Source organism: Streptomyces physcomitrii (assembly GCF_012273655.1).
GTDB classification, from domain to species: domain Bacteria; phylum Actinomycetota; class Actinomycetes; order Streptomycetales; family Streptomycetaceae; genus Streptomyces; species Streptomyces physcomitrii.
This window is the reverse complement of sequence record NZ_JAAWWP010000001.1, coordinates 250,932-274,369: the sequence shown is the minus strand read 5'-3', so window position 1 is coordinate 274,369 and position 23,438 is coordinate 250,932. Positions and strand designations below refer to the sequence as shown.

Annotated in this window: 18 protein-coding genes; 12 read left to right on the top strand and 6 right to left on the bottom strand. The window is 73.5% G+C overall.

Annotated features, from left to right (window positions below; genetic code table 11):
• Positions 1-8: 8 nt before the first annotated feature.
• Positions 9-941, bottom strand: a complete 933-nt coding sequence (locus HFV08_RS01185; protein WP_168535631.1) for an NADP-dependent oxidoreductase — start codon at positions 939-941, stop codon at positions 9-11.
• A gap of 322 nt (positions 942-1,263) precedes the next feature.
• Here HFV08_RS01185 and HFV08_RS01180 point away from each other — a divergent pair, with 322 nt between their 5' ends.
• Positions 1,264-2,181 (top strand): GlxA family transcriptional regulator, encoded by a 918-nt coding sequence (locus HFV08_RS01180; protein ID WP_246341451.1) that lies wholly within the window; start codon positions 1,264-1,266, stop codon positions 2,179-2,181.
• 138 nt (positions 2,182-2,319) lie between these two features.
• Positions 2,320-3,786, top strand: a complete 1,467-nt coding sequence (locus tag HFV08_RS01175; protein ID WP_312885265.1) for a catalase — start codon at positions 2,320-2,322, stop codon at positions 3,784-3,786.
• Between the two features lie 60 nt (positions 3,787-3,846).
• On the opposite strand, the gene HFV08_RS01170 is transcribed toward HFV08_RS01175, so the two are convergent.
• Complete coding sequence (locus HFV08_RS01170) at positions 3,847-6,111, bottom strand: transglycosylase domain-containing protein (RefSeq protein ID WP_168534889.1); 2,265 nt, start codon at positions 6,109-6,111, stop codon at positions 3,847-3,849.
• Positions 6,112-6,645: 534 nt separating this feature from the next.
• Here HFV08_RS01170 and HFV08_RS01165 point away from each other — a divergent pair.
• From HFV08_RS01165 to HFV08_RS01145, 5 genes are all read left to right on the top strand, one after another.
• Positions 6,646-7,539, top strand: coding sequence for an SPFH domain-containing protein (locus tag HFV08_RS01165; protein WP_246341450.1), 894 nt, complete (start codon positions 6,646-6,648; stop codon positions 7,537-7,539).
• Complete coding sequence (locus HFV08_RS01160) at positions 7,485-7,838, top strand: type II toxin-antitoxin system antitoxin (protein WP_376770539.1); 354 nt, start codon at positions 7,485-7,487, stop codon at positions 7,836-7,838. The genes HFV08_RS01165 and HFV08_RS01160 overlap by 55 nt, the downstream gene beginning before the upstream one ends.
• A gap of 114 nt (positions 7,839-7,952) precedes the next feature.
• Complete coding sequence (locus tag HFV08_RS01155; protein ID WP_168534885.1) at positions 7,953-8,474, top strand: PadR family transcriptional regulator; 522 nt, start codon at positions 7,953-7,955, stop codon at positions 8,472-8,474.
• Entirely contained in the window at positions 8,474-9,175 is a 702-nt protein-coding gene (locus tag HFV08_RS01150; protein WP_168534883.1) for an ABC transporter ATP-binding protein, read from the top strand. The genes HFV08_RS01155 and HFV08_RS01150 overlap by 1 nt, the downstream gene beginning before the upstream one ends.
• The gene (locus HFV08_RS01145; RefSeq protein WP_246341420.1) at positions 9,172-11,556 is read left to right on the top strand and encodes an ABC transporter permease; all 2,385 of its coding nucleotides are present in this window, start codon (positions 9,172-9,174) and stop codon (positions 11,554-11,556) included. Before HFV08_RS01150 ends, HFV08_RS01145 begins: the two co-directional genes overlap by 4 nt.
• A gap of 148 nt (positions 11,557-11,704) precedes the next feature.
• Here the strand turns inward: HFV08_RS01145 and HFV08_RS01140 are convergent, their stop codons facing one another.
• Positions 11,705-12,679 (bottom strand): LysR substrate-binding domain-containing protein, encoded by a 975-nt coding sequence (locus HFV08_RS01140; protein ID WP_168535627.1) that lies wholly within the window; start codon positions 12,677-12,679, stop codon positions 11,705-11,707.
• 137 nt (positions 12,680-12,816) lie between these two features.
• Here HFV08_RS01140 and HFV08_RS01135 point away from each other — a divergent pair, with 137 nt between their 5' ends.
• Together HFV08_RS01135 and HFV08_RS01130 are read left to right on the top strand one after the other, a co-directional pair.
• A complete protein-coding gene (locus HFV08_RS01135; protein WP_168534881.1) occupies positions 12,817-13,368 on the top strand; it encodes a peroxiredoxin in 552 nt (183 codons plus the stop codon).
• A gap of 21 nt (positions 13,369-13,389) precedes the next feature.
• Entirely contained in the window at positions 13,390-13,923 is a 534-nt protein-coding gene (locus HFV08_RS01130) for an alkyl hydroperoxide reductase (RefSeq protein WP_168534879.1), read from the top strand.
• Positions 13,924-14,300: 377 nt separating this feature from the next.
• Here the strand turns inward: HFV08_RS01130 and HFV08_RS01125 are convergent, their stop codons facing one another.
• Complete coding sequence (locus HFV08_RS01125; protein ID WP_312885263.1) at positions 14,301-14,951, bottom strand: TetR/AcrR family transcriptional regulator; 651 nt, start codon at positions 14,949-14,951, stop codon at positions 14,301-14,303.
• Positions 14,952-15,043: 92 nt separating this feature from the next.
• On the opposite strand from HFV08_RS01125, the gene HFV08_RS01120 reads away from it, so the two are divergent.
• Together HFV08_RS01120 and HFV08_RS01115 are read left to right on the top strand one after the other, a co-directional pair.
• The gene (locus HFV08_RS01120) at positions 15,044-15,469 is read left to right on the top strand and encodes a Dabb family protein (protein ID WP_168534877.1); all 426 of its coding nucleotides are present in this window, start codon (positions 15,044-15,046) and stop codon (positions 15,467-15,469) included.
• Between the two features lie 158 nt (positions 15,470-15,627).
• Positions 15,628-17,460 (top strand): serine/threonine-protein kinase, encoded by a 1,833-nt coding sequence (locus HFV08_RS01115; RefSeq protein ID WP_312885261.1) that lies wholly within the window; start codon positions 15,628-15,630, stop codon positions 17,458-17,460.
• A gap of 176 nt (positions 17,461-17,636) precedes the next feature.
• On the opposite strand, the gene HFV08_RS01110 is transcribed toward HFV08_RS01115, so the two are convergent.
• Positions 17,637-21,449 (bottom strand): WD40 repeat domain-containing protein, encoded by a 3,813-nt coding sequence (locus HFV08_RS01110; RefSeq protein WP_168534875.1) that lies wholly within the window; start codon positions 21,447-21,449, stop codon positions 17,637-17,639.
• A 408-nt stretch (positions 21,450-21,857) separates the two neighbouring features.
• On the opposite strand from HFV08_RS01110, the gene HFV08_RS32250 reads away from it, so the two are divergent.
• A complete protein-coding gene (locus tag HFV08_RS32250) occupies positions 21,858-22,739 on the top strand; it encodes a glycoside hydrolase family 16 protein (RefSeq protein ID WP_168534873.1) in 882 nt (293 codons plus the stop codon).
• A gap of 88 nt (positions 22,740-22,827) precedes the next feature.
• Here the strand turns inward: HFV08_RS32250 and HFV08_RS01100 are convergent, their stop codons facing one another.
• On the bottom strand, positions 22,828-23,415 hold the full coding sequence (locus tag HFV08_RS01100; RefSeq protein ID WP_168534871.1) for an SACE_7040 family transcriptional regulator: 588 nt from the start codon (positions 23,413-23,415) through the stop codon (positions 22,828-22,830).
• Between the last annotated feature and the right edge of the window lie 23 nt (positions 23,416-23,438).

Below are 23,438 nucleotides of genomic sequence, written 5' to 3'. Positions count from 1 at the left end.
CCCGGCGCTCAGCGCACCGTCAGCACCAGCTTGCCGGTGGTCCGGTTGGTCTCGCCGAGGGCGTGGGCCTTGGCGCCCTCGGCCAGCGGGTAGGTGCCGGCGATCTCGGCGCGCAGCCGGCCGGAGGCCGCCAGGGCCGCGATCGCCTGCATACCGGTGTGGTCGGCCTCGACCAGGAGGGTCTCGGCGCGGACCCCGAGCGACTCGGCCTCGGCCACCAGCCCCTCCCGGTCCACCGGCAGGATCGAGACCAGCAGTCCGCCCGGCCGCAGGGTGCGCAGGCTGCGGGAGCGGTACTCGCCGCCGATGGTGTCCAGGACGACGTCGGCCTCCCGTACCGCCTCGGCGAAGTCGGTGGTGCGGTAGTCGATCAGCTCGTCGGCGCCGAGTCCGCGCAGGAAGTCGTGCTTGCCCGCGCTGGCGGTGCCGATGACGTAGGCGCCGCGGGCCTTGGCGATCTGCACGGCGAGGTGGCCGACGCCGCCGGCCGCGGCGTGGATCAGCACCCGCTGCCCCGCTTCGAGCCCGGCGGTGTCGACCAGGGCCTGCCAGGCGGTCAGCGAGGCGAGCGGCAGCGCGCCCGCCTGGACGTGGTCGATCTCCGCGGGCTTGCGGGCGAAGGCGCGGGCGGGCCCGGTCACGTACTCGGCGTGCGAGCCGACGCCGTACGGATAGGGCAGCATCCCGAAGACCTCGTCGCCGGGCTTGAAGAGGGTGACGCCGACGCCGACCGCCTCGACGGTGCCGGAGACGTCCCAGCCGAGGACGAACGGCGGCGCGGGCAGGAAGGCCGGGTGGGCGCGGTGCTTCCAGTCCGTGGGGTTCAGGCCCGCGGCGTGCACGGCCACCTGGAGCTGGGAGGGGCCGGGGGCGGGGCGGGGCAGTTCGGCCAGTTCGAGGACCTCGGGGCCGCCGAGGGTGCGCTGGCGCAGGGCGAGCATCCGGGGGCCGGAGGGGGCGTCGGCCGAAGCGGCGGCCGAGGCGGTGCCGGTCGGCCCGCCGGGGGTGTGCTGATCGCGGTGCTGGGTCATAGGCCCAGGGTGCCGCCGGGTTCCGGGGCCGCGCCATGGCATGAATGCCATCAACCGATGGGTTCGTGCCATGCTGGACGGCATGACCTCCTCCTCGCCCACCGCCGCCGGGCCGACCGCCGGGTCCTCCGCCGAGCCCGCGCCCCGGCCGCGCACCGGCCCCTCCCCCGTCGACTCCTACCTCTGCCTCTCCGGGCCCCGGCCCGGCGCGCACCGGGTGGCCGTCCTCGCCATGGAGGGCGTCTACCCCTTCGAGCTGGGCATCGCGCACCGCGTCTTCGGCAGCGCCGACGGCCGCTACGAGGTGCGGACCTGCACGGTCGACGGGAACCCGGTGCGCACCGACGCCGACTTCACGGTCACCGCGGAGCACGGACCCGAGGCGCTGGAGTGGGCGGACACCGTGGTCATCCCGCCGTACACCGTCTCGCTGGCCGCCGCGGAGCTGTCCCCGCCGACCGCGCGGGCGCTGGAGCGGATCCCGGCGGGCACCCGGATCGCCTCGATCTGCACCGGCGCCTTCCTGCTCGCGGCGGCCGGGATCCTCGACGGCCGCCGGGCCACCACCCACTGGGCGCTGACCGAGCGCTTCCGGCAGCTCTTCCCGGCGGTGGACCTCGACCCGGATGTGCTCTTCATCGACGACGGCACCGTACTGACCAGCGCGGGCGCCGCCTCCGGGGTGGACGTCTGCCTCCACCTGGTCCGCCGGGACCACGGCAATGAGGTGGCGAACCAGGTCGCCCGGCGCTGCGTGGTGCCGCCGTACCGGGACGGCGGGCAGGCCCAGTACATCGAGCGGCCGCTGCCGGAGCCGACCGCGGCGGGCACCGCGGCCACCCGGGACTGGGCGCTGGACCACCTCCACCTGCCGCTGACCCTGGAGGAGCTGGCCGCGCACGCCCGGATGAGCCTGCGGACCTTCGCCCGCCGGTTCCGCGAGGAGACCGGGGTCAGCCCGGGCCGCTGGCTGACCCAGCAGCGCGTACTGCGGGCCCGGCACCTCCTGGAGTCCAGCGATCTGCCGGTGGACCGGATCGCGCACGAGGTCGGCTTCGCCACCGCCGCCTCGCTGCGCCAGCATCTGCACGCGGCCATCGGGGTGGCCCCGCTCGCGTACCGGCGGACCTTCCAGGCGGCGGGCAGATAGCCGTCCTTCCGAGGGACCCCTTCACGAAGGGGTCGAATTCAGGACAATGTCCAAATGTTGCCGGGGTCACCTGCGAGGAGTTGACTGGCAGCCGAGACGAAGCGACCCGACCCCCCAGCACCCGACGGGAGCACGCTCGTGACCTCGGCATCCCAGCACAAGGTTCCCCTGACGACGACCAACGCAGGTATCCCCGCGGAGAGCGACGAGAACTCGCTGACCGTCGGCCCCGACGGACCGATCCTGCTGCAGGACCACTACCTCATCGAGAAGATGGCCCAGTTCAACCGCGAACGGGTCCCCGAGCGGGTCGTGCACGCCAAGGGCAGCGGTGCCTACGGGCACTTCACCGTCACCAACGACGTCAGCCAGTTCACCAAGGCCGACCTCTTCCAGCCCGGCCGCACCACGCAGATGCTCGCCCGCTTCTCCACGGTGGCCGGTGAGATGGGCTCCCCCGACACCTGGCGCGACCCCCGCGGCTTCGCGCTGAAGTTCTACACCGAGCACGGCAACTACGACCTGGTCGGCAACAACACCCCGGTCTTCTTCGTCCGGGACACGATCAAGTTCCAGGACTTCATCCGCTCCCAGAAGCGCCACCCGCGCACCGGTCTGCGCAGCCACGACATGCAGTGGGACTTCTGGACCCTCTCCCCCGAATCGGCCCACCAGGTCACCTGGCTGATGGGCGACCGCGGCATCCCGAAGACCTACCGCCACATGAACGGCTACGGCTCGCACACCTATATGTGGATCAACGGCGGCGGCGAGAAGTTCTGGGTGAAGTACCACTTCAAGACCGACCAGGGCATCGACTTCCTGACCCAGGACGAGGCCGACGAGCTGGCCGGTACGGACGCGGACAAGCACCGCCGCGACCTCTACGAGTCCATCGAGGCCGGGAACCCGCCGAGCTGGACGCTGAAGGTGCAGATCATGCCCTTCGCGGACGCGCCGGACTACCGGTTCAACCCCTTCGACCTCACCAAGGTCTGGCCGCACAGCGACTACCCGCTGATCGAGGTCGGCCGGATGGTCCTCGACGAGAATCCCGAGGACTACTTCGTCCACATCGAGCAGGCCGCCTTCGAGCCCTCGAACCTGGTGCCCGGCATCGGCCCCTCCCCCGACAAGATGCTGCTCGGCCGGCTCTTCTCCTACCCGGACACCCACCGGTACCGGATCGGCCCCAACTACGCGCAGCTGCCGCCCAACCGGCCGCACGTACCCGTGCACTCCTACGCCAAGGACGGGCCGATGCGGTACGAGCCCGCCCGGGTCGGCGCCGTCTACGCGCCGAACTCCTACGGCGGCCCGGCCGCGGACCCCTCCGCCTACCCGCCGCCGAGCTGGGAGACCGAGGGCGAGCTGGTCCGCGAGGCGTACACCAAGCACCGCGAGGACGACGACTGGGGCCAGCCCGGCACCATGGTCCGCGAGGTCCTGGACGACGCCGCGCGCGAACGCCTGGTCGCGAACGTGGCGGGCCATCTGGCGGACGGGGTCTCGCCGCCGGTGCTGCAGCGCGCCTTCGAGTACTGGCGCAATGTGGACAAGCGGCTCGGCGAGCGCATCGAGGCGAAGTTCAACGGGGCGGCCTGAGCCGTACGGCCTGAGACCCGCCGCCCGGTTCAGTCCCCGTCGTCGCACCGGTCGCCCGGCTCAGTCCCCGTCGTCTTCGTACCGGTCGCCCCGTCCCCGGCCGTCCGGCCCCTCCGGGATGCCCCAGGTGGGCTCCGACGGCGGGGTCGGGTCGACCGTGGGCGGGGCCGTCGGGCCCTCGGTGGGCGGGGTGTAGGTCGGCTCCCCCGAGGGCTCCTCGCTGGTCGGCGGCGCCTCGGTGGTCGGGTCCTCGGGCTGCTCGGTGGCGGGCTCGCTCGGGCCCTGGCTCCCCGAGGGGTCCGGCTCCTCGCTGGGCGGGGCGATCCCGGCGCCCATCTCGGTGTCCAGGTCGAAGGCGCTGGGCGCGCCCATCGCGTCGAAGGTGTACCCGGCCCAGATCTGCGCCGGGAAGCCGCCGCCGTTGACCCGGCCGCCGCCCGCGGCCCCGCTCAGCGTCACCTGGGCTCCGCGGCGGACCTTCTCCCCGGAGTCCGTCGTACGGTCCTTGGCCGCCTCGCCGAAGAGGCCGACCGAGGTCACCAGATCCGGGGTGTAACCGGTGAACCAGGCGGACTTGTTGTCGTCGGAGGTACCGGTCTTGCCCGCCACGTCCTGCACCGGGTTGCGCACCGCGGCGCCCGTGCCGTCGTCCACCACGCCCTGGAGCACCGAGGTCACCGAGTCGGCCACCCCGCGCTCGACGACCTGCTCGCCGACCGGGTCCGGGAAGTCGACGCTGTGGTCCAGGTGGTCGGCCTTCTTGATCAGCGAGGGGGTGACCTTCTTGCCGTGGTTGTCGAGGGTGGCGTACGCCCCGGCCATCTGGAGCGGGCTCGCGCCCATGGTGCCGAGGGTCTGCGAGGGCACCGCCTCCTCGTCCTCGGTGTCCATGCCGAGCTTGTCCGCGGTGGAGAGCACCTTCTCCATCCCGACGTCCACGCCCATCTGCGCGAAGACGGAGTTCACCGACTTGTTCATGGCGCGCTGCACGCTGACCGGACCGTAGGACTGGTCGTCCTCGTTCTCCGGGGCGAAGGGGATGTCGCTGCCGACGACCGGCCGCTTGCTGGTGCCGTCGTAGACGGTGTCGGCGGTGATCGGCTGCCCGTCCTGGGTGTCGGAGCCCTCGGCGAGCGCCGCGGTGAAGATCACCGGCTTGAAGGTGGAGGCGGGCTGGTAGTCCTCGCGGGTGGCGTTGTTGGTGTAGTGCTTCACATAGTCCTCGCCGCCGTACATGGCGAGCACCCGGCCGTTCTTCGGGTCGACGGAGACGGCCCCGGCCTGTACGTCGGCGTCCACGGCGCGGGACTTCGGCGAGAGCCGGGAGGTCAGCTCGGCCTTGACCGCCTTCTCCAGCTGGCGCTGCTTCTTCTCGTCGATGTTGAGGGTGATGTTCCAGCCGCCCGCGTCGACCAGCGCGGCGGCGGCGTCCTTCGGCACCCCGTCCGAGACCAGCTGCTCCTGGAGCTGGGCGTTGGCCGCCTTCACCAGATAGCCGCGCTGCCCCGCGAGCCCGGGCGCCCCCTTGGGCTCGTCCGGCACGTCGAACTTCTGCCGCGCCCGCGCCCCGGTGTCCAGCCAGTGCTCGTCGACCATGTTGTCCAGTACGTACGCCCAGCGCTCCTTGACGTGGGTCTTGCCGGCCTCGGAGGCGGCGGCCCAGTCGTAGGCGCTGGGGGCCTGGAGCAGGGCGGCGAGGTAGGCGCCCTGGGTGACGTTCAGCTCGCGGGCGTCGACGCCGTAGTAGGCCTGGGCGGCGGCCTGGATGCCGTAGGCGCCGCGGCCGAAGTAGCTGGTGTTGAGGTACCCGGCGAGGATCTCGTCCTTGGACTTGTTGCGGTCCACCTTGAGCGAGATGACCATCTCCTTCAGCTTGCGGCTGACGGTCTGCTCCTGGCTCAGGTAGTAGTTCTTCACGTACTGCTGGGTGATGGTCGAGCCGCCCTGCTTGCCCTCGCCGCGCAGGGTGTTGAGCAGCCCGCGGGTGGTGCCCTTCAGGTCGACGCCCTGGTCCCGGTAGAAGGACTTGTTCTCGGCGGCGACGAAGGCGTGCTGGACGTCCTTGGGGACCTCGGAGAGCTCGACGAGTTCGCGGTTGACGGCGCCCTCGCGGGCGAAGGTCTTGCCGTTGCTGTACTTGTAGACGTTGCTCTGCGCCTTGGCCGCGGGATTGCCCTCCGCGGGGACGTCCACCACGAGGTAGAGCACGGTGAAGGCGCCCATGCCGAGCAGGCAGAGGCCGAAGAAGGTGCCGAAGACCTTCCTCCAGGACAGGAAGCGGCCTATGCCGCCCGACCGCGCCTGCCCGGATTCCGCTCGTGCCATGGGTCGCCCCGTTTCCCTTCGTGACCGCTGCGCCGGCCCTCGTCTCCTCGTGCCCGGTTCCTACCCCGTTCCCCGGGCCGTCCGGTCCGGTCGGCTACGAAAGCTAACACCGCACCTCGGACATACGGCCCCCGAACGGACCATTCAGGGCGTGACAATCAGCACCACACCCAAAGGAACCGACGAGCGAAAGCGGCCGAAGGTTGCCGCCCGGAAATAAGTGATATCACTTAGCTAGATTTCTGCTAGGGTCGGCGCACGGCCCGGATCCGCCGCCCGACCAGGCGCGACGGCGACCGGGACCACCTCCGCGCCCTGCCGTACGCGGTGACGTACGCAACGGCGCACCCGCCATGACCGGACGGCCGGACGACGAGCCGTCCCGACGACGAGCCGTCGCGACATCGAGAGAAACGGGGACCCGCCATGCCCGCACCCGAGCCCACACCCGGCTCCACACCGGAGCCCCCGGCGCACACCGCCCGCACCGCCCCCGGGGCGTCCGGCGCCCCGGACGCCCCCGACGTACCGGAGATGCCGAGCCCGCAGGTCCGCGAGAGCGCCGCGCACAGCATCGCCGGGGGCCTCGCCCTGCTCCTCGGGCTGCTCGGCCTCGCGGCGGGGGTCGTGGCGATCGCGATCGGCGCGGTACTCACCGCCACCGGCGCCAAGGTCGCCCTGATCCTCCTCGGGATCGTGGTGATCCTCGCCGCCTTCTTCGCCATGGGCGGGCTGAACATGGTGGCGCCGGGCGAGGCCCGGGTCGTCCAGCTCTTCGGCCGCTACCAGGGCACCATCCGCAAGGACGGGCTGCGCTGGGTGAACCCGCTGACCTCGCGCGTCAAGATCTCCACCCGGGTCCGCAACCACGAGACCGCGGTCCTCAAGGTCAACGACGCCTACGGCAACCCGATCGAGCTGGCCGCCGTGGTCGTCTGGCGGGTGGAGGACACCGCCCAGGCCACCTTCGAGGTGGACGACTTCCTGGAGTTCGTCTCCACCCAGACCGAGGCCGCGGTGCGCCACATCGCCATCGAGTACCCCTACGACGCCCACGACGAGGAGTCGCTCTCGCTGCGCGGCAACGCCGAGGAGATCACCGAGAAGCTCGCCGTCGAACTCCACGCACGGGTGGAGGCCGCGGGTGTACAGATCATCGAGTCCCGCTTCACGCACCTCGCCTACGCCCCCGAGATCGCCTCCGCGATGCTCCAGCGCCAGCAGGCCGGGGCCGTGGTCGCCGCCCGCCGCCAGATCGTGGACGGTGCCGTCGGCATGGTCGAGGCCGCCCTCGCCCGCATCTCCGAGCACGACATCGTCGCCCTCGACGAGGAGCGCAAGGCCGCCATGGTCTCCAACCTGATGGTCGTCCTGTGCGGCGACCGCGCGGCCCAGCCGGTCCTCAACACGGGCACCCTGTACCAGTGAGCCCCGAGGCCGGCCAGGACCCGCCCAGGCGCCCGCCGCAGCAGCGCAAGCAGGTGCTGCTGCGGCTCGACCCGCAGGTCTACGAGGCCCTGGCCCGCTGGGCCGGCGAGGAACTGCGCAGCGCCAACGCCCAGATCGAGTTCCTCCTGCGCCGAGCCCTCGCCGACTCCGGCCGCCTGCCGGGCACCGCGGGGCCGATCCGGGGGCGGGGGCGGCCACGGAAGGCGGACGGCGGGAGCCCCGAGCGGGGCACCGGCACCGCGGACGGGCAGCCGGAGGCGGACGGCAGCAGCGACTGAGAGGGGCGGCGGATCAGCCGCCCCTCTCCCGCACCCTCCCGCGATCCCGCTCCCCGACCAGCTATGCACCCCATCTATACACACCATGTATACCCCGTGTGTATAGTCCTCCCCATGTCCATCGGTCACACCTTGCTCGGACTCCTGGAGTCCGGCCCCCGCCACGGCTACGACCTCAAGCGGGCCTTCGACGAGAAGTTCGGTCACGACAAGCCGCTGCACTACGGGCAGGTCTACTCGACCATGTCCCGGCTCCTGAAGAACGGCCTCGTCGAGGTCGACGGGGTGGAGTCGGGGGAGGGTCCCGAGCGCAAGCGGTACGCGATCACCGATGCCGGGGTCACCGACGTGCAGCAGTGGCTGGCCACGCCGGAGAAGCCCGAGCCGTATCTGCAGTCGACGCTCTACACCAAGGTCGTCCTCGCGCTGCTCACCCGGCGCGACGCCGCCGAGCTGCTCGACAGCCAGCGCGCGGCGCACCTGCGGATGATGCGCACCCTCACCGAGCGCAAGCGCGGCGGCGATCTCGCCGACCAACTCATCTGCGACCACGCCCTGTTCCACCTCGAAGCCGACCTGCGCTGGCTCGAACTGACCGCCGCCCGCCTGGAGAAGCTCGCCCTGGAGGTGCGCTGATGAACCGCCAAGTCCCGCCCGGAGAAGCCCCGTTGCTGCACGCCCAGGAACTCCGCAAGCAGTACGGGGCGACCACCGCCCTGGACGGCGCGGAGTTCTCGATCCGGCCCGGTGAGGTGGTCGCGGTCATGGGGCCCTCCGGCTCCGGCAAGTCGACCCTGCTGCACTGCCTCGCCGGGATCGTGACGCCGGACTCCGGCTCGCTCACGTACGACGGGCGCCAGATGGCGGCCATGTCGGACCGGGAGCGCAGCGCGCTGCGGCGTACCGAGTTCGGATTCGTGTTCCAGTTCGGGCAGTTGGTGCCGGAGCTGAGCTGTGTGGAGAACGTCGCGCTGCCGCTGCGGCTGGCGGGCACCGGGCGCCGGGCCGCCGAGCGGGAGGCGAACGGCTGGCTGGAACGCCTGGAGGTGGCGGAGCTGGCGGGCAAGCGGCCCGGCGAGATCTCCGGCGGCCAGGGCCAGCGGGTCGCGGTCGCCCGGTCCCTGGTGACCAGGCCGCGGGTGCTCTTCGCGGACGAGCCGACCGGCGCCCTGGACTCCCTCAACGGCGAGCGGGTGATGGAACTGCTCACCGAGGCCGCCCGTTCGGCGCGCGCCGCGGTCGTCCTGGTCACCCACGAGGCCCGGGTCGCCGCCTACTCGGACCGCGAGATCGTCGTCCGCGACGGCCGCTCCCGCGACATGGCGCACGCCGCATGAGCGCCGCGCCTGCCTCCGCGCCGCCCGCGGCCCCGCCGGGGCCGACCGGCCCGGACGCCCGCCAGGGCTGGCTCCGCGACCTCGCGATGGGCGCGCGCTTCGCCGTCACCGGCGGGCGCGAGAGCTGGGTGCGCACCCTGCTGACCGGCGTCGGCGTCGGCATCGGGGTGACCCTGCTGCTGCTCACCACGGCCATCCCGAACGCGCTGGCCGAGCGGAGCACCCGTACCGACGCCCGCAACGACTACATCGCCGCCAAGACCGAGGGTCCCGCGCCGAACACCCTGCTGCTCGCCAGTACGGACACCACCTTCCGGCACCAGGACGTCCGCGGCCGGCTCGTGGAGCCCGAAGGCCCGAAGGCGCCGCTGCCGCCGGGGGTGCGCGCCTTCCCGGTGCCCGGGGAGATGCTCGTCTCCCCCGCGCTCAAGGAACTGCTCGACTCCGGCGGGAGCGAGCGGCTGCGGGAGCGGCTGCCCTACCGGATCGGCGGCACCATCGGCGACGAGGGGCTCGCGGGCCCCCATGAACTCGCCTACTACGCGGGCGCCACCGGGCTCGAGGACCGCCTCGGCAACGGCCCCGTGCAGCGCCTCGACCGCTTCGGGACCGAGGAGCAGGAGCCGGAGGAGCTCGGCCCGGCGCTGACCCTGCTGATCCTGATCATCTTCGTGGTGCTGCTCATGCCGGTCGGCGTCTTCATCGCGGCGGCCGTGCGCTTCGGCGGGGAGCGGCGCGACCGCAGGCTCGCCGCGCTGCGCCTGATGGGCGCGGACGGCCGCACCACCCGTCTGATCGCCTCCGGGGAGGCCGTCGCGGGCGCCGTCCTCGGCCTGGTCCTCGGCACCGTCTTCTTCCTGATCGCCCGTCAACTCGCTTCTCAGATCACCCTGTTCGACCTCAGCTTCTTTCCGCAGGACCTCACCCCGCACCCCGCGCTGGCGGCCCTGGTCGTACTCGCCGTCCCGGGTGCGGCGATCGCGGTGACCCTGCTCGCGCTCCGCGGCGTGGTCATCGAACCGCTCGGCGTGGTGCGGACCGCCAAACCCCCGCGGCGGCGGCTGTGGTGGCGGCTGCTCCTGCCGGTGGCCGGGCTCGCGCTGCTGCTGCCGATGTCCGGAGAGGCGGGCGGGGACGGCGACTTCAACGAGTGGGTGGTCGTGACCGGCACGGTGCTGCTCCTGGTCGGCGTGACCGCCCTGCTGCCCTGGCTGGTCGAGGCTCTGGTGCTGCGGCTCGGCGGTGGCGCGCTCTCCTGGCAACTTGCCGTCCGCAGGCTTCAGTTGAGCAGTGGTACGGCCGCCCGCATGGTGAACGGCATCGCCGTGGCGGTGGCCGGGGCGATCGCCCTGCAGATGATGTTCACCAGCCTGGAGGGCGACTACGTACAGGACTCGGGGCAGGACACCACCCGGGCCCAGGTCCGGATCGACGTCGACAACAGCGCGTCCGCACGGGAGTTGGAGCGGGCGCTGCGCGCGGGTGGCGGGGTGGCGGACTCGCTGGCCTTCGACACCGCGACCATCGCCGCGAAGCCCCGGGAGCCGGATACCGCCACCGACATCAGCGTCGGCAGCTGCGCGGCCCTGCGCCAGCTCGCCGAACTCCCCTCCTGCCACGAGGGGGACGCCTTCCTGCTCCCCGGCGGCGACTACAGCGAGGACACCGCCGAGGTCGCCCGCCCGGGCCGCACGGTCTACCTCTCGCCCTCCTACGAGGGCTCCCCGGGCGCCGAGGCCGCCTGGCGGCTGCCCGCGAGGCTGCCGACGGCGAAGGGGCTCAAGGACCCGCTGGGCATGGAGACTTCGGGTGTGCTCGTCACCCCCTCGGCGTTCTCCGAGTCCGCCCGCAAGGGGCTGACCGCCCAGGTGTACGTGCGGCTCGACAAGAGCACCCCGGACGCGGTCGACCGGGTGCGCACCTCGGCGGCCCGCGTCGATCCGCTGGCCAACGAGCTGACCCTGGTCTCCGAGAACGAGGACAGGCAGTTCGCGGCGATCCGCACCGGACTCCTGGTGGGCGCCTCCTGCGTCCTGATGCTCATCGGGGCGAGCCTGCTCATCTCGCAGCTCGAACAGCTGCGGGAGCGGCGGAAGTTGCTCTCCTCGCTGGTGGCCTTCGGCACCCGGCGCCGCACCCTGAGCCTGTCGGTGCTCTGGCAGACGGCGCTGCCGGTGGCCCTCGGGGTCGTGCTGGCCTCGGCGGTCGGCATCACCCTCGGCGCGGTGCTCCTGAAGATGGTGAGTGCGCCCGTCCGGGTCGACTGGACGGGGGTGGCCTCGATGGCGGGCATCGCCACCGCGGTGGTCCTAGCGGTGACCGCGCTCAGCATGCCCGCGCTGCTGCGGCTGATGCGGCCGGAGGGCCTGCGCACCGAGTAGCCCGGCAGCGGCAACCCCCGCGTACGTGTCCGCGTACGCCCCGCACCTCGGCCCGTACCGCGCCCCCGGTACGGGCCGAGCCATGTCCCGGAGGGCGGGGGCTGGTGGCGTGTCCCGGCGGGCAGGGACAGGTCGCCTCGCGCCGGGCTCAGTCCAGTACCCGCACCGGCAACTCCCGTACCGCCTCGCGTACTTCGGCGGCCAGTTCGGCGTACTCCGCGCCGCGGGCGGCGCCGGTGCGCATCGCGAAGGCTATCCGCCGGGTGGGGGCGGGGTCCGCGAAGCGGCTGGTGCGCAGGCGGTCGCTGCGGGCGGTCTCCACCTCCACCGCGGTGTGCGGGAGCAGGGTGGAGCCGAGGCCGCCCGCGACCAGCTGGACCAGGGTGGACAGTCCGGCCGCGGCGGTGGTGACGGGGGTGTCGGCGCGCCCCGCCTCATGGCAGAGGTCCAGGGCCTGGTCGCGCAGGCAGTGGCCCTCGCCGAGCAGGATCAGGTCGAGCTCGCGCAGCGCGGAGCGCGGCACCGCCGCCCGCTCGCCCAGCTCGTGCCCGGCCGGGGTGACAAGGACGAAGTCCTCGTCGAAGAGCGGCAGTTCTGTGATTCCCGGCACAGCCAGGGGCACCGCGAGCAGCAGCAGGTCCAGGCGCCCGGTATGCAGTCCGTCGACCAGGGAGGAGGTCTGCTCCTCGAAGACCCTGAGGTCCAGGTCCGGATAGCGCTCCCCGGCCAGCCGCAGCACCGTGGGCAGCAGATACGGGGCCACCGTGGGGATCACCCCGAGGCGTACCGAGCCGGTGAAGGGGGCGCGTACCGCGTCGGCCTCCTGGAGCAGTGCCGCGACCTCGATGAGCACCGTCTTGGCCCGCACCGCGAGCCGCTCACCTGCGGGGGAGAGCAGGACCTTGCGGGTGGTGCGCTCCAGGAGCTGGACGCCGAGCACCTCCTCCAGGGCGGAGACGGCGCCGGAGAGCGCGGGCTGGCTCATGCCGATCGCGGTCGCCGCGTCCCGGAAGTGCAGATGGTCGGCGACGGCGGCGAAGGCGCGCAGCTGCGCCAGGGTGGGCTGGCGGGTGCGTCCGGCCGCCGCCGCGGTGCGCGGTCCTTTACGCGGCGTTTTTCCCAGGGAAACCAATAAGTACCTCCGATCAACACGAGTCAGTCTAGCTATTTCACTAATCAATACTCACTGTGCCAACATCAAGATCCGTCCAACCCGCAAGGACCCCTCACGAGGGGGTTTCTTTTTGACTAGGAGCGCGCGTGCTCACTGTCGGTGACCAGTTCCCCGCCTACGACCTGACCGCCTGTGTGTCGCTGGAGAGCGGCAAGGAGTTCGAGCAGATCCACCACAAGAGCTACGAGGGCAAGTGGCGCGTGGTGTTCTTCTGGCCGAAGGACTTCACCTTCGTCTGCCCCACCGAGATCGCCGCCTTCGGCAAGCTGAACGACGAGTTCGCCGACCGCGACGCCCAGATCCTCGGCGTCTCCGGCGACTCGGAGTTCGTCCACCACGCCTGGCGCAAGGACCACGACGACCTGCGCGACCTGCCCTTCCCGATGCTGGCCGACTCCCGGCACGAGCTGATGCAGGGCGCCGGCGTCGAGGGCGAGGACGGCTTCGCCCAGCGCGCCGTCTTCATCGTCGACCCGAACAACGAGATCCAGTTCACGATGGTGACCGCGGGCTCCGTCGGCCGTAACCCCAAGGAGGTCCTGCGGGTCCTCGACGCCCTGCAGACCGACGAGCTGTGCCCCTGCAACTGGAGCAAGGGCGAGGACACCCTCGACCCCGTCCAGCTCCTCTCCGCGTGAACGAACTGAGCTGATCTCCCCATGTCACTCGACGAACTGAAGTCCGCGGTCCCGGACTACGCCAAGGACCTCCGCCTGAACCTCGGTTCGGTGATCGGCAACTCCGCGCTCCCCGCGCAGCAGTTGTGGGGCACCGTGCTCGCGGTCGCCATCGCCTCGCGCTCGACGACCGTCCTGCGCGAGCTGGAGCCCGAGGCGAAGGCGCAGCTGAGCCCGGAGGCGTACACGGCGGCCAAGTCCGCCGCCGCGGTGATGGCGATGAACAACGTCTTCTACCGCACCCGCCACCTGCTCTCCGACCCGGAGTACGGCACGCTGCGCGCGGGCCTGCGGATGAACGTCATCGGCAACCCGGGCGTCGAGAAGGTCGACTTCGAGCTGTGGTCCCTCGCGGTCTCCGCGGTCAACGGCTGCGGCCAGTGCCTCGACTCGCACGAGCAGGTGCTCCGCAAGGCCGGTGTCGACCGCGAGACCATCCAGGAGGCCTTCAAGATCGCCTCGGTCGTGCAGGCCGTCGCCGTCACCCTGGACGCGGAGCAGGCCCTCGCGGACTGAACCCCGTCGGCGGGACGAACTCCGTCGACCGGATGAACCCCGTTGAGCGGCCCGCCACTTGGGGCTGATGCCTCTCGCACGGGCCGCTCGCTCACCGGCCAAGTCCTCGGCCCCTTCCGGACGTTGCTCCGGAAGGGGCCGAGGGTTTTGTGCCGCGTGGCTTCCTTGTCGTTCTGCGCGCTGTTCTTGTGGGCGCTGCTCTTCCAGGCGCCGTTCCCCTAAGCGCCGTTCTTCCAGGCGCCGTTCTTCCAGGCGCCGTTCTTCCAGGCGCCGTTCTTCCAGGCGCCGTTCTTCCAGGCGCCGTTCTTCCAGGCGCCGTTCTTCCAGGCGCCGTTCTTCTAGGCGCCGTTCCTCTGGGCGCTGCGTACTGCGTCCCGTTACGCAGACTGCGCGGGCTCCGTGCCGAAGGCCCGCAGAAAGGTCCCGGCGGCGGTGTCGACGACCTCGCGCACCTCGGCCCGCGGGACCTTCCGGGTGCCGAGGCGGGAGCGGGCCTCCAGGGGCCCGGTGAGCAGGGCGCCGAACTGCTCGGCGGCGAGGGCGGGCCGGCCGCCGAGGTCGAGCCGCCCGGCGAGGGCGAGCCGGGCGAGGCGCGCGGCCAGGGCGTCGTCGACGCGGTCGGCCGCCCGGTCCCGGACGATGCCGAGCAGGTCCGGCATGGTGGTGATCTGCGCGTGCAGCAGCCGCCGCAGCGCCACGGACCGCTCGTCGCAGTAGCACTCGGCCAGCGCCCGCCCGGTCCGGGTCAGCATCGCGGTCAGCTCGCCGTCCTCCCGGAGCAGCTCCACCGCGGCGAGATTGCGCGCCAGCGCCTGGTCGGCCAGGGCGCCGACCACCTCGCGGAAGAGGCGCTCCTTGTCACCGAAGTGGTTGTAGACCGTGTGCTTCGCGACCCCCGCGCCCGCGGCGATCGCGTCCACCCCGGCCGCGTGGTAGCCGTCCCGGGCGAAGACCGTGAACGCGGCGTCCAGAATCGCCTGCCGCTTGTCGATCCGGCCCCGCGTCCGCTCTGTCCTTGCTCCGCTCACCGGGCAACGATATCCAATGGACTCGTACGTACGTTAAAGTGCACTCACCAGTGCAGTTATGCAGACGCGTACCACCCTGCGGAGGAGTGCCGATGATCGTCAACCTGCAGCGGTTCAGCTTCAAGCCCGGCGTGAGCGAGGAGGAGAAGGCGGAGGTGCTGGCCGCGATGCGGCGTACCGGATCGGTGGAGTCGGTGGCGTACTCGGCCGTCGGCCAGGATCTCGGCGACCCCGCGGACGGCTTCACCCACGCCTATCTGGCGGCGGTCCCCGATCTGGACGCCCTGGAGCGGTACATGCACGACCCGGTGCATCTGGCGGGCGACGAGATCATCCTGCCGCGGCTGGCCAGGCAGTCGGCGGTACGGCTGGCCGACGATCCGGACCCGGAGCTGCGTGAAGCGGTCTTCGCGGTCTATGACCGGAAGGTCCGCCGGTACCCGGCCTGGGGACGCCAGGTGGAGGCACTCTTCGGGGGCCACCCCCGGGAGGCGTCGCCCGCAGCCGCCCGCGACTGAAGGAGTCCGCGTCCGGATCACACCCCCTTCACAGGCTCTTGACCCGATCCACCCGGCTCCGTCCCCGATGGTGGACGGGGCCGGAGCCGTGGCTATCGTGACGGGGCCATGGCGGGCCGAAGCCGCCCTGGCCGACGGGGGAGCAGAGGGGGACTCTGGTGCGTGCGGACGGGGGCACCGGCCGGTCCGGGCAGGGCGGCGGGACCGGGGAGGGGCGGCTGGTCGCGGGGCGGTACCTGCTCCTCGAACGGGTCGGCAGCGGCGGCATGGGCACCGTCTGGCGGGCCTCGGACGAGGTGCTGGGCCGCCATGTCGCCCTCAAGAAGCTGCACGTACCGCCGCATCTCTCGGACGACGAGCGCGAGACCCTGTACGAACGCACCCGGCGGGAGGCCCGCAGCGCGGCGCGGATCACGCATCCGGGCGTGGTCGTCGTGCACGACGTGGTCGACGACGGCGGGCTGCCGTGCCTCGTGATGGAGTACGTGCCCTCCCGCACGCTCGCCCAAGTGCTGCGCGAGGACGGCCCGTTGAGCCCACGGGAGGCGGCCAGGACCGGGCACCGGATGGTCGTGGCGCTGCGGGCCGCGCATGCCGCCGGGGTGCTGCACCGGGACGTCAAACCGGCCAATGTGCTGCTCGGGGAGGCGGGCCGGGTGGTCCTCACCGACTTCGGCATCGCGGTCTCCTCCGACACCTCCACCCTGACCCGGACCGGTGAACTCGTCGGCTCCGTGGGCTACTTGGCACCCGAACGCGTCAAGGGCCGGACACCGGGCCCCGCTTCGGACCTGTGGTCGCTGGGCGCCACCCTCTACGAGGCGCTGGAGGGGGCGGCGCCCTTCCGCCGGAACTCCGCCATGGAGACGGTGTACGCGATAGCGGCCGATCCGCTCGTACCGCCGCGCCACGCAGGGCCGTTGGCCCCGCTGATCGAGGCCCTGCTGCGGAAGGAACCGGAGGAGCGCCCCGACGCGGCGACCGTGGAGGAGCTGCTGCGGGAGGGGGCGGCCACGGCGGCACAGGAGCGGGGAGTCGGGCACGCGGGACGCACGGGGAGCACGGGGAGCAACGGGCAGGCAGGGCGCACCGGTTACGCCGGGCAGGCCGAGTACGCCGAGTACCCCGGGCACGCCGGGCACGCCGGGCACGCCGGGGACTCTCGCGGTCGCGTCGTGTCGCCCGACCACACTCCCACCCACCGCCGCGACCGCGGTGGCCACACCGAACTCGACGACCGTCAGCGGCAGTTGGGCGCCCCCGGAATCAGCAGCCCGCAGCCCGCCCGGCGCCGGAGCCGCCGCCGGGTCGCCCTCTGGGCGGCCGCTGCCGCGGTGGTCCTCGCGGGAGCCGGGGCCACGGCGCTGACCCTGCGCGGTTCCGGCGAGGGGACGGGGGCCTCGGACGACCCGGGGGCGTCGGCGCCCGCGGAGACCGCGCCGCAGGAGCCGGGCGAAGGCTCGGGGAAGCCGTCCGGAACGGCCGGGCCCTCCCCCTCGGGCGGGGCGAGCGCGCCCGCGAAACCGCCGCCCGCCGGTTACCACCTCGCCGAGGAGACGGGCATCGGCCTCTCGGTACCGGTGCCCGACGGCTGGCGGCGCAAGACCCTGGAGGACGGCGCCATCGCCTTCATCGACCCGGCGGGCCTGGTCCGGCTCCAGGTCGGCGCGCTGGACTTCGCGAGCACCGATCCGCTGCGGCACTGGAAGGACGACGAGGCCAAGTCGGTCCGGGAGGGCAAGCTGCCGGGCTACCGGCAGCTGCGGATGCAGAGCACCAGCTACCGCGAACGGCCCGCCGCCGTCTGGGAGTTCACCTTCGAGGGCAAGGCCAGGCAGTTCCGCGCCATCGACCTCGGCTTCGGCAGGCCGGGCGAGAAGGAGTACGCGCTCTACCTCTCGGCACCCAGCTCCGACTGGGCCCGCTACCGCAAGGTCTTCGACACGGCGAGCGCGGGCCTGCGCCTCGCCGACGAGAAGCCGGGCGGCTGAGCAGACCGGCTGAGGCAGAGCGGGCGAGGCGGACCGGTCGAGGCGGACCGGTCGAGGCAGACCGGGCGAGGCGGACCGGTCGGGGAGTGCGGCTGGGGCCGGGCGGTTCAGCCGGTTGCCCCTACTTGCTACTTGCTGCTTGCTCCTTGCTCCTTGCTGCTTGAGTTCGCTCCCCCTCACTCCCCCGCCCCGCACGGCTCCGCGTACGGCACCTGCGGCAGCCGGGCCCGCCACGCGGCGCGGTCCAGGCTGCCCCGGGTGCGGGCGCAGACCTGGCGCAGCGCCCCGGCCACGTCCAGGGGCCAGAGGCGGGCGGTGAGGTCGTCGCCGCCGCTGGCCAGGGTGCGGCCGTCGGGGCTGAAGACGACGGTGCTGACGGAGCGGGTGTGGCCGGTGAGCGGCTGGCCCCAGGTGGTGGCGCCGATGGCGGTGACCCGCCAGAGCCGTACGGTCGTATCGCCGCCCGCGGTGGCGAGGCGGTGGCCGTCGGGGCTGAAGGCGAGGGCGTTGATCTGGCTGCCGTGGCCGGTGCGCGGGCGCCCGGTGGCCGCGGCGTGCTCCGGGTCGGCGGTCTTCCACAGCCGCAGGGTGCGGTCCTCGCCGCCGCTCGCGAGCAGCGCGCCGTCCGGGCTGAACGCCACTGCCCGTACGCCTTCCTGATGGCCCGTCAGCTTACGCAGTGGGCGCGGGTCCCGGGTGCCGCGCAGTCCCCAGAGGCGTACGGCGCTGCGCTGGTGGGCGGTGGCCAGGGTGCGGCCGTCGGGGGCGAAGGCGAGGGCGTTGATGTGGCCCTCGCGCGGGGCGGCGGCCCGGCCGAGGGGCTTCGGGCGGGCCCGGTCGGCGAGCGACCAGAGGCGGAGCGCCCCGTCCCGGCCGCCGCCCGCGAGGGTGTGGCCGCGCGGGGCGAAGGCCACCGCCCGGATGCCGTCCCGGTGGCCGGTGAGCGGCGGGCCGAGGGGGCGGGCGCGGGCCGGGTCGGCGGTGTCCCACAGCCGTACGGTGTCGTCCTCGCCCGCGCTGGCGAGCGTGCGGCCGTCCGGGGCGAAGGCGACCGAGGTGACCCGGTCCCGGTGGCCGCGCAGCAGCCCGAGGAGCCGCGGCCGGAGCGGATCGTGGACGTCCCAGAGCCGGATCAGCGCGTCGTCGGTGCTGGCGACGGCGAGGACCCGGCCGTCCGGGCGGTAGGCGGCGCTGGTCAACGGGTTGGTGAAACCGGTGAGTTGGCCGGGCGGGCGGTGCCAGAGCAGCAGGTCGCCCTGGTATCCGGCGCTGACCAGGGTGCGGGCGTCGCCGGGGCGGAACTGCACCGACCAGATCCCGGAGCGGTGCCCGGTCATCGGCGCGTCCAGCGGGAGCGGATGGCCGGGGTCGAGCACCGTCCACAGCCGTACGGCGTTGTCCTCTCCCCCGGCGGCGAGGGTGCTCCCGTCCGGGCTGAAGGCCACCGACCAGACGGGCGCGCCGGGTTCGTCGAGGACCGGCCCGCGGCGGGGGTGTCCGGGGTCGGCGAGGTTCCAGAGGCGGGCGGTGCCGTCGAAGCCGCCGCTGGCCAGGGTGGCGCCGTCCGGGCTGAAGGCCAGCGACCAGACGGGCTCCCCGTGGCCGGTGAGCGCCGCCCCGCGCTGCCGGGCCCGCCGCGGATCGCTCAGGTCCCAGAGGCGGATCCGGCCGTCGTAGCCGCCGCTGGCGAGGGTGGCGCCGTCGGGCGCGAAGGCGAGGGCGCGGGCGCCGCCGCGGTGGGCGGGCAGCGGCGGGCCGAGGGGCCGGGGGCGGGCCGGTTGGGCGAGGTCCCACAGGCGGACGGTGCCGTCGTCGCTCGCGGTGGCGAGGGTGCGGCCGTCCGGGGCGAGGCGGAGCATGGCGACCGGGGCCCGGTGGGCGGCGAGCGGGCGGCCGAGGGTCCGCGGGCGGCGGGGCTCGCTCAGGTCGAGCAGCCGTACCGTCCCGTCGTGCAGGGCGACGGCCAACAGGCCGCCTCGGGAAGCGAATTGGACGTCCTCGACACGGTCCGGGAAGGGGCCGAGCGGGGCCCGCAGCGGGCGGGCGCGCAGCGGGTCGGCGGTGTCCCAGAGGCGGACGGTGCGGTCGTGGCCGCCGCTGGCGAGCAGCCGTCCGCCGGGGGCGAAGGAGGCCGCCGAGACCACGCCGTCGTGGCCGGGCAGGGCGCTGGACAGGCTCGCGCCCGCGTCGCCGAGCAGCCGGGTGTCCAGGTCGGGGGTGTCGGCCATGGCGTGCGCGGCGGCGTCGAGGCGGGCGGCCCCGGCGCGGTGTTCGCCGCGCAGGTTGTCGGCGGCGGTGGCGATCTGGTGGAAGATCGCGGTGTCCCGCTCGGCGTGCGCGGCGGAGCGCTCCCGGAAGGCGACGGCGGCGGCGCACCCGGCGAGCAGGGTGAGGGCGCAGAGCACGGCCGTCAGCGCCTGCCGCCGGCGCCGTCCGCGCTGCCGCCTGCGCTGCGAGGCGGTGAGGAACTCCAGCTCTTCTGCGGTGAGTTCGGCCGCCCGGTCGGCGGCCGGGAAGGCCTCCTCGACGGCGGTGAGCCTGCTGCCGAGGTAGAGCGCGGACGGCTCGCGGTCCAGGGCGCGCCAGTCGCGGGCGGCGCGGCTCAGCCGCCGGTGCAGGCGCAGCCGGTCGCGTTCGGCGTCGATCCAGCCGCGCAGCCGGGGCCAGGCGGTGAGCAGCGCCTCGTGCGCGAGGTCCACCACCGTCTCGTCCCGGGTGAGCAGCCGGGCCGCGACGAGCCGGTCCACCACGGTGGCGGTCTCCTCCGGCGCCTGCCCGGCCCCGTCCGCCGCCAACTCCGCGTGCGGCAGCGGCCGTCGGGTGTCCGGACCGCCCTCGCCGGGGCTGACCAGACGCAGCAGTACGCGCCGGGCCCGGGCCGCCTCCCGCGGGCCGAACCCGGCGTAGGCGTCCTCGGCGGTCTTGGCGAGGGCGCCGTGCAGTCCGCCCGCGGCCTCGTAGGCGGTCTCGGTGAGCAGGTTCCCGCGCCGGTGCCGCCAGGTCTCCAGGAGGGCGTGCGACATCAGCGGCAGGGCGCCGGGTTCGCCCGCCACCTCGGCCACCACCCGTGCGGTCAGGGCGCGTTGGACCTGGAGCCCGCGGGCCGCGGCGGGGCGCACCACGGCCTGCTGGAGTTCCTCCGCGCTCATCGGCCCGAGCAGCAGGGTGGCCCGCCGCAGCGCCTCGGCCAGCTCCGCGTGCCGGGCGCAGTGGGCGAGGAAGTCGGCGCGCAGGGCGAGCACGACGCGCAGCCCGCTCCCCGGGTCGCGGGCGGCGAGCAGCAGGCGGAGGAAGTCCTCGCGTTCGGCGGGGTCGGCGCAGAGGGTGAACAGCTCCTCGAACTGGTCGACCAGGACGACGGTTTCGCCCCGTGGTTCATCCGGCGGTCCATCGGGCGGTCCGTCCGTCCCCGCCGCCGCCGGGGCGAGCCGTTCCCGGTGCTCGGCCGCCGGGTGGGCGCCCGGGGTGAGGATGACCACCCGGGCCGGGCGCGGGCCCGTCCCCTCCGGTGCGCGCAGGGCGGGGATCAACCCGGCCCGCAGCAGGGAGGACTTGCCGCTGCCGGAGGCGCCGAGCAGGGCGCAGATCCTAAACCGCCGGGTGAGCGCGAGGAGTTCGCCGATCAGCTGCTCGCGGCCGAAGAAGAGCCCGGCGTCCTCGGGTTCGTAGCGGGCAAGTCCGCGGTAGGGGGCGGGAGTTCCGTCCTCCTCGGGGCGCGGTTGCTCCTCGATCCGCTCCTTGGCCGCCTGCCAGCGCCGCTCCCACTCCGCGGGGTCGCCCGCGCAGGCCCGTACGAAGGCGAGGGTGACCCGCAGGGTGGGGAAGGCGCCGCCGCGGGCGGCCTGGTGGAGGGCGCCGAGCGAGACGCCCGCCTCGCGCTGCATCCGCCGGTAGGTGGGCGAGCCCGCCGCCTCGCGGAGCGCCCGCAGCGCCGCCGCGAACTCCGCGACGGGCGCGGTGGTTTCGGCCGGTTCCGGTGTGCCCGCCATGTCCGCCCCCCGTCGCCCTGCGTCCCCGTCCGCCACCGCGGCGCTCGCCCCCTTGCGAGGAGCGGCCACGGTAGGGAGCGGTGCGGGCCGCACGCAACTGCCGCGAGCCGGGCGGGACTTCGCGAACCCCCCTGCGGGACAGCCCGGTTGCCCGGTCCGGCACCCCGTTTTTCTTGTTCATCCCACCGCCGCCGGGCTGCTGAACAGCGGCGCCGTGCGCTTGGCTGCACATGGCAGCCCCGGCCGGGCGGTACGGGCCGTGGCGCGCCGCCCCACCCCCGCGCCGGATCTTCACCGGCCGCGACCGAATCTTCCACGGGGGGAGACTCGGATCCCGGGGCGCGCCGCACCCACCGCCCGCCCCCACGCCGGGGCGCCCGACCGAAGTCCCCTCACGAAGGAGTGTCCGTGCGCCCCTCACGACTGCGGCTCGCCGCCCTCGGCGCCTCGGCGGCCTGTCTGCTGACCCTCACCGCCACCCTCTCCGGACCGGCCTCGGCCACCGGCACCGGCGGCCCGGCCGCCGCCCCGGCAGCACCGGACAGCGCCGCCGAACGCTACGACTGGGGCACCCCGGTGGCGGCCGGCACCGACGAGTTCGACTACGGCTCCGAGGACGCCCCGGCCCGCCCGGACGACGCCAAGTGGAGCCTGCCCGGCGCGGACGGCGAGTGCTGGGACGGCCACGCGGGCAACGGCCGCCGCTGCTCGGACAATTCACGGGTGGTCGGCGGGCTGCTGCGCCAGAGCGGCGCCGAGAACGGCGACTCGGGCTGGATGGGCTCCAAGTTCGGCCAGCGCTACGGCCGTTGGGAAGCACGCGTGCGCTCCGAGGCGACCGGCGAGGACAACGGCCGCCAGTACCACCCGCTGCTCATCCTGTGGCCGGACTCCGACCGCTGGCCCGAGGACGGCGAGTACGACTACCTGGAGAACACCGCCCCCGGCGAGGACTGCTCGGAGGCCTTCATCCACTACCCGCACAATCCGGATGCCGCGGTCCAGCAGGAGCACGCCGAGAAGTGCGGCGTCGACCTCACGCAGTGGCACAACATCGCGGTCGAGTGGACGCCCGACCACGTCAAGGGCTTCGTGGACGGCGAGGAGTGGTTCAGCTTCTCCGGCGGCGCCAACGACGTCCGCGACTGCATCCAGTGCGCACCCTCCATGCACCAGACCATCCAGCTCGACAACTTCTTCGGCGACTCGATGCAGAGCGCCGTCTACGAGGTGGACTGGACCCGCGCGTACTCCATCGACGGGGTGAGCGAGCCCGCCGAGAAGCGCTGAGGCACCGCTCCAGGGCCCGGGTACGGCCCCTTCCCCGCCGCCGGGGAAGGGGCCGTACCCATGCGCGCGCGGGTTCCGGCGGTACGGCTCAGCGCGCCGCCGAGAAGGCGCCCCGGGCGAGGCGGTGCAGCAGGGCCGCCATCGCCTCGCGGCCCGGCAGCGAGCCCGGCCGGCCGAGGTGCGGGGTGGAGTTGAGCAGGCCGAAGACGGCGTGCACCGAGGCGCGGGCCGAGGGTTCGGCCAGCGCCGGGTAGACCGCGCGGACGGCGCCGACCCACAGCTCGACGTACTGCCGCTGGAACTGGCGGACCAGCTTGCGGTCGCTGTCGCGCAGCCGGTCCAGCTCGCGGTCCTGGAGGGTGATCAGGGCGCGGTCGTCGAGGGCGAAGTCGATATGGCCCTCCAGGAGGGAGTCGAGGAGCTGCTCGGCGGAGCCCGCGGCCTCCTCGACCCGGCGGCGGCCGCCGCGCAGCAGGCGCTCGCTGATGCCGACCAGCAGCTCGGCCAGCATGGCGTCCTTGCCGGGGAAGTGCCGGTAGAGTCCGGGCCCGCTGATGCCCACCGCGGCGCCTATCTCGTCGACGCCGACCCCGTGGAAACCGCGCTCGGCGAAGAGGCGGGCGGCCTCGCCGAGGATCTGCTCGCGGCGGGTCGGGGCGTCCACTCTGCTGGTCATGCCGGCAATTCTAGACAGAGTCG

Coding starts and splice junctions, on each gene's coding strand:
- HFV08_RS01120 (WP_168534877.1), top strand. CDS start 15,044: ATGATCGTCAACCTGCAGCGGTTCAGCTTCAAGCCCGGCGTGAGCGAG.
- HFV08_RS01170 (WP_168534889.1), bottom strand. CDS start 6,111: ATGGCACGAGCGGAATCCGGGCAGGCGCGGTCGGGCGGCATAGGCCGC.
- HFV08_RS01130 (WP_168534879.1), top strand. CDS start 13,390: ATGTCACTCGACGAACTGAAGTCCGCGGTCCCGGACTACGCCAAGGAC.
- HFV08_RS01165 (WP_246341450.1), top strand. CDS start 6,646: ATGCCGAGCCCGCAGGTCCGCGAGAGCGCCGCGCACAGCATCGCCGGG.
- HFV08_RS01150 (WP_168534883.1), top strand. CDS start 8,474: ATGAACCGCCAAGTCCCGCCCGGAGAAGCCCCGTTGCTGCACGCCCAG.
- HFV08_RS01110 (WP_168534875.1), bottom strand. CDS start 21,449: ATGGCGGGCACACCGGAACCGGCCGAAACCACCGCGCCCGTCGCGGAG.
- HFV08_RS01180 (WP_246341451.1), top strand. CDS start 1,264: ATGGAGGGCGTCTACCCCTTCGAGCTGGGCATCGCGCACCGCGTCTTC.
- HFV08_RS01155 (WP_168534885.1), top strand. CDS start 7,953: ATGTCCATCGGTCACACCTTGCTCGGACTCCTGGAGTCCGGCCCCCGC.
- HFV08_RS01185 (WP_168535631.1), bottom strand. CDS start 941: ATGCTCGCCCTGCGCCAGCGCACCCTCGGCGGCCCCGAGGTCCTCGAA.
- HFV08_RS01100 (WP_168534871.1), bottom strand. CDS start 23,415: ATGACCAGCAGAGTGGACGCCCCGACCCGCCGCGAGCAGATCCTCGGC.
- HFV08_RS01145 (WP_246341420.1), top strand. CDS start 9,172: ATGAGCGCCGCGCCTGCCTCCGCGCCGCCCGCGGCCCCGCCGGGGCCG.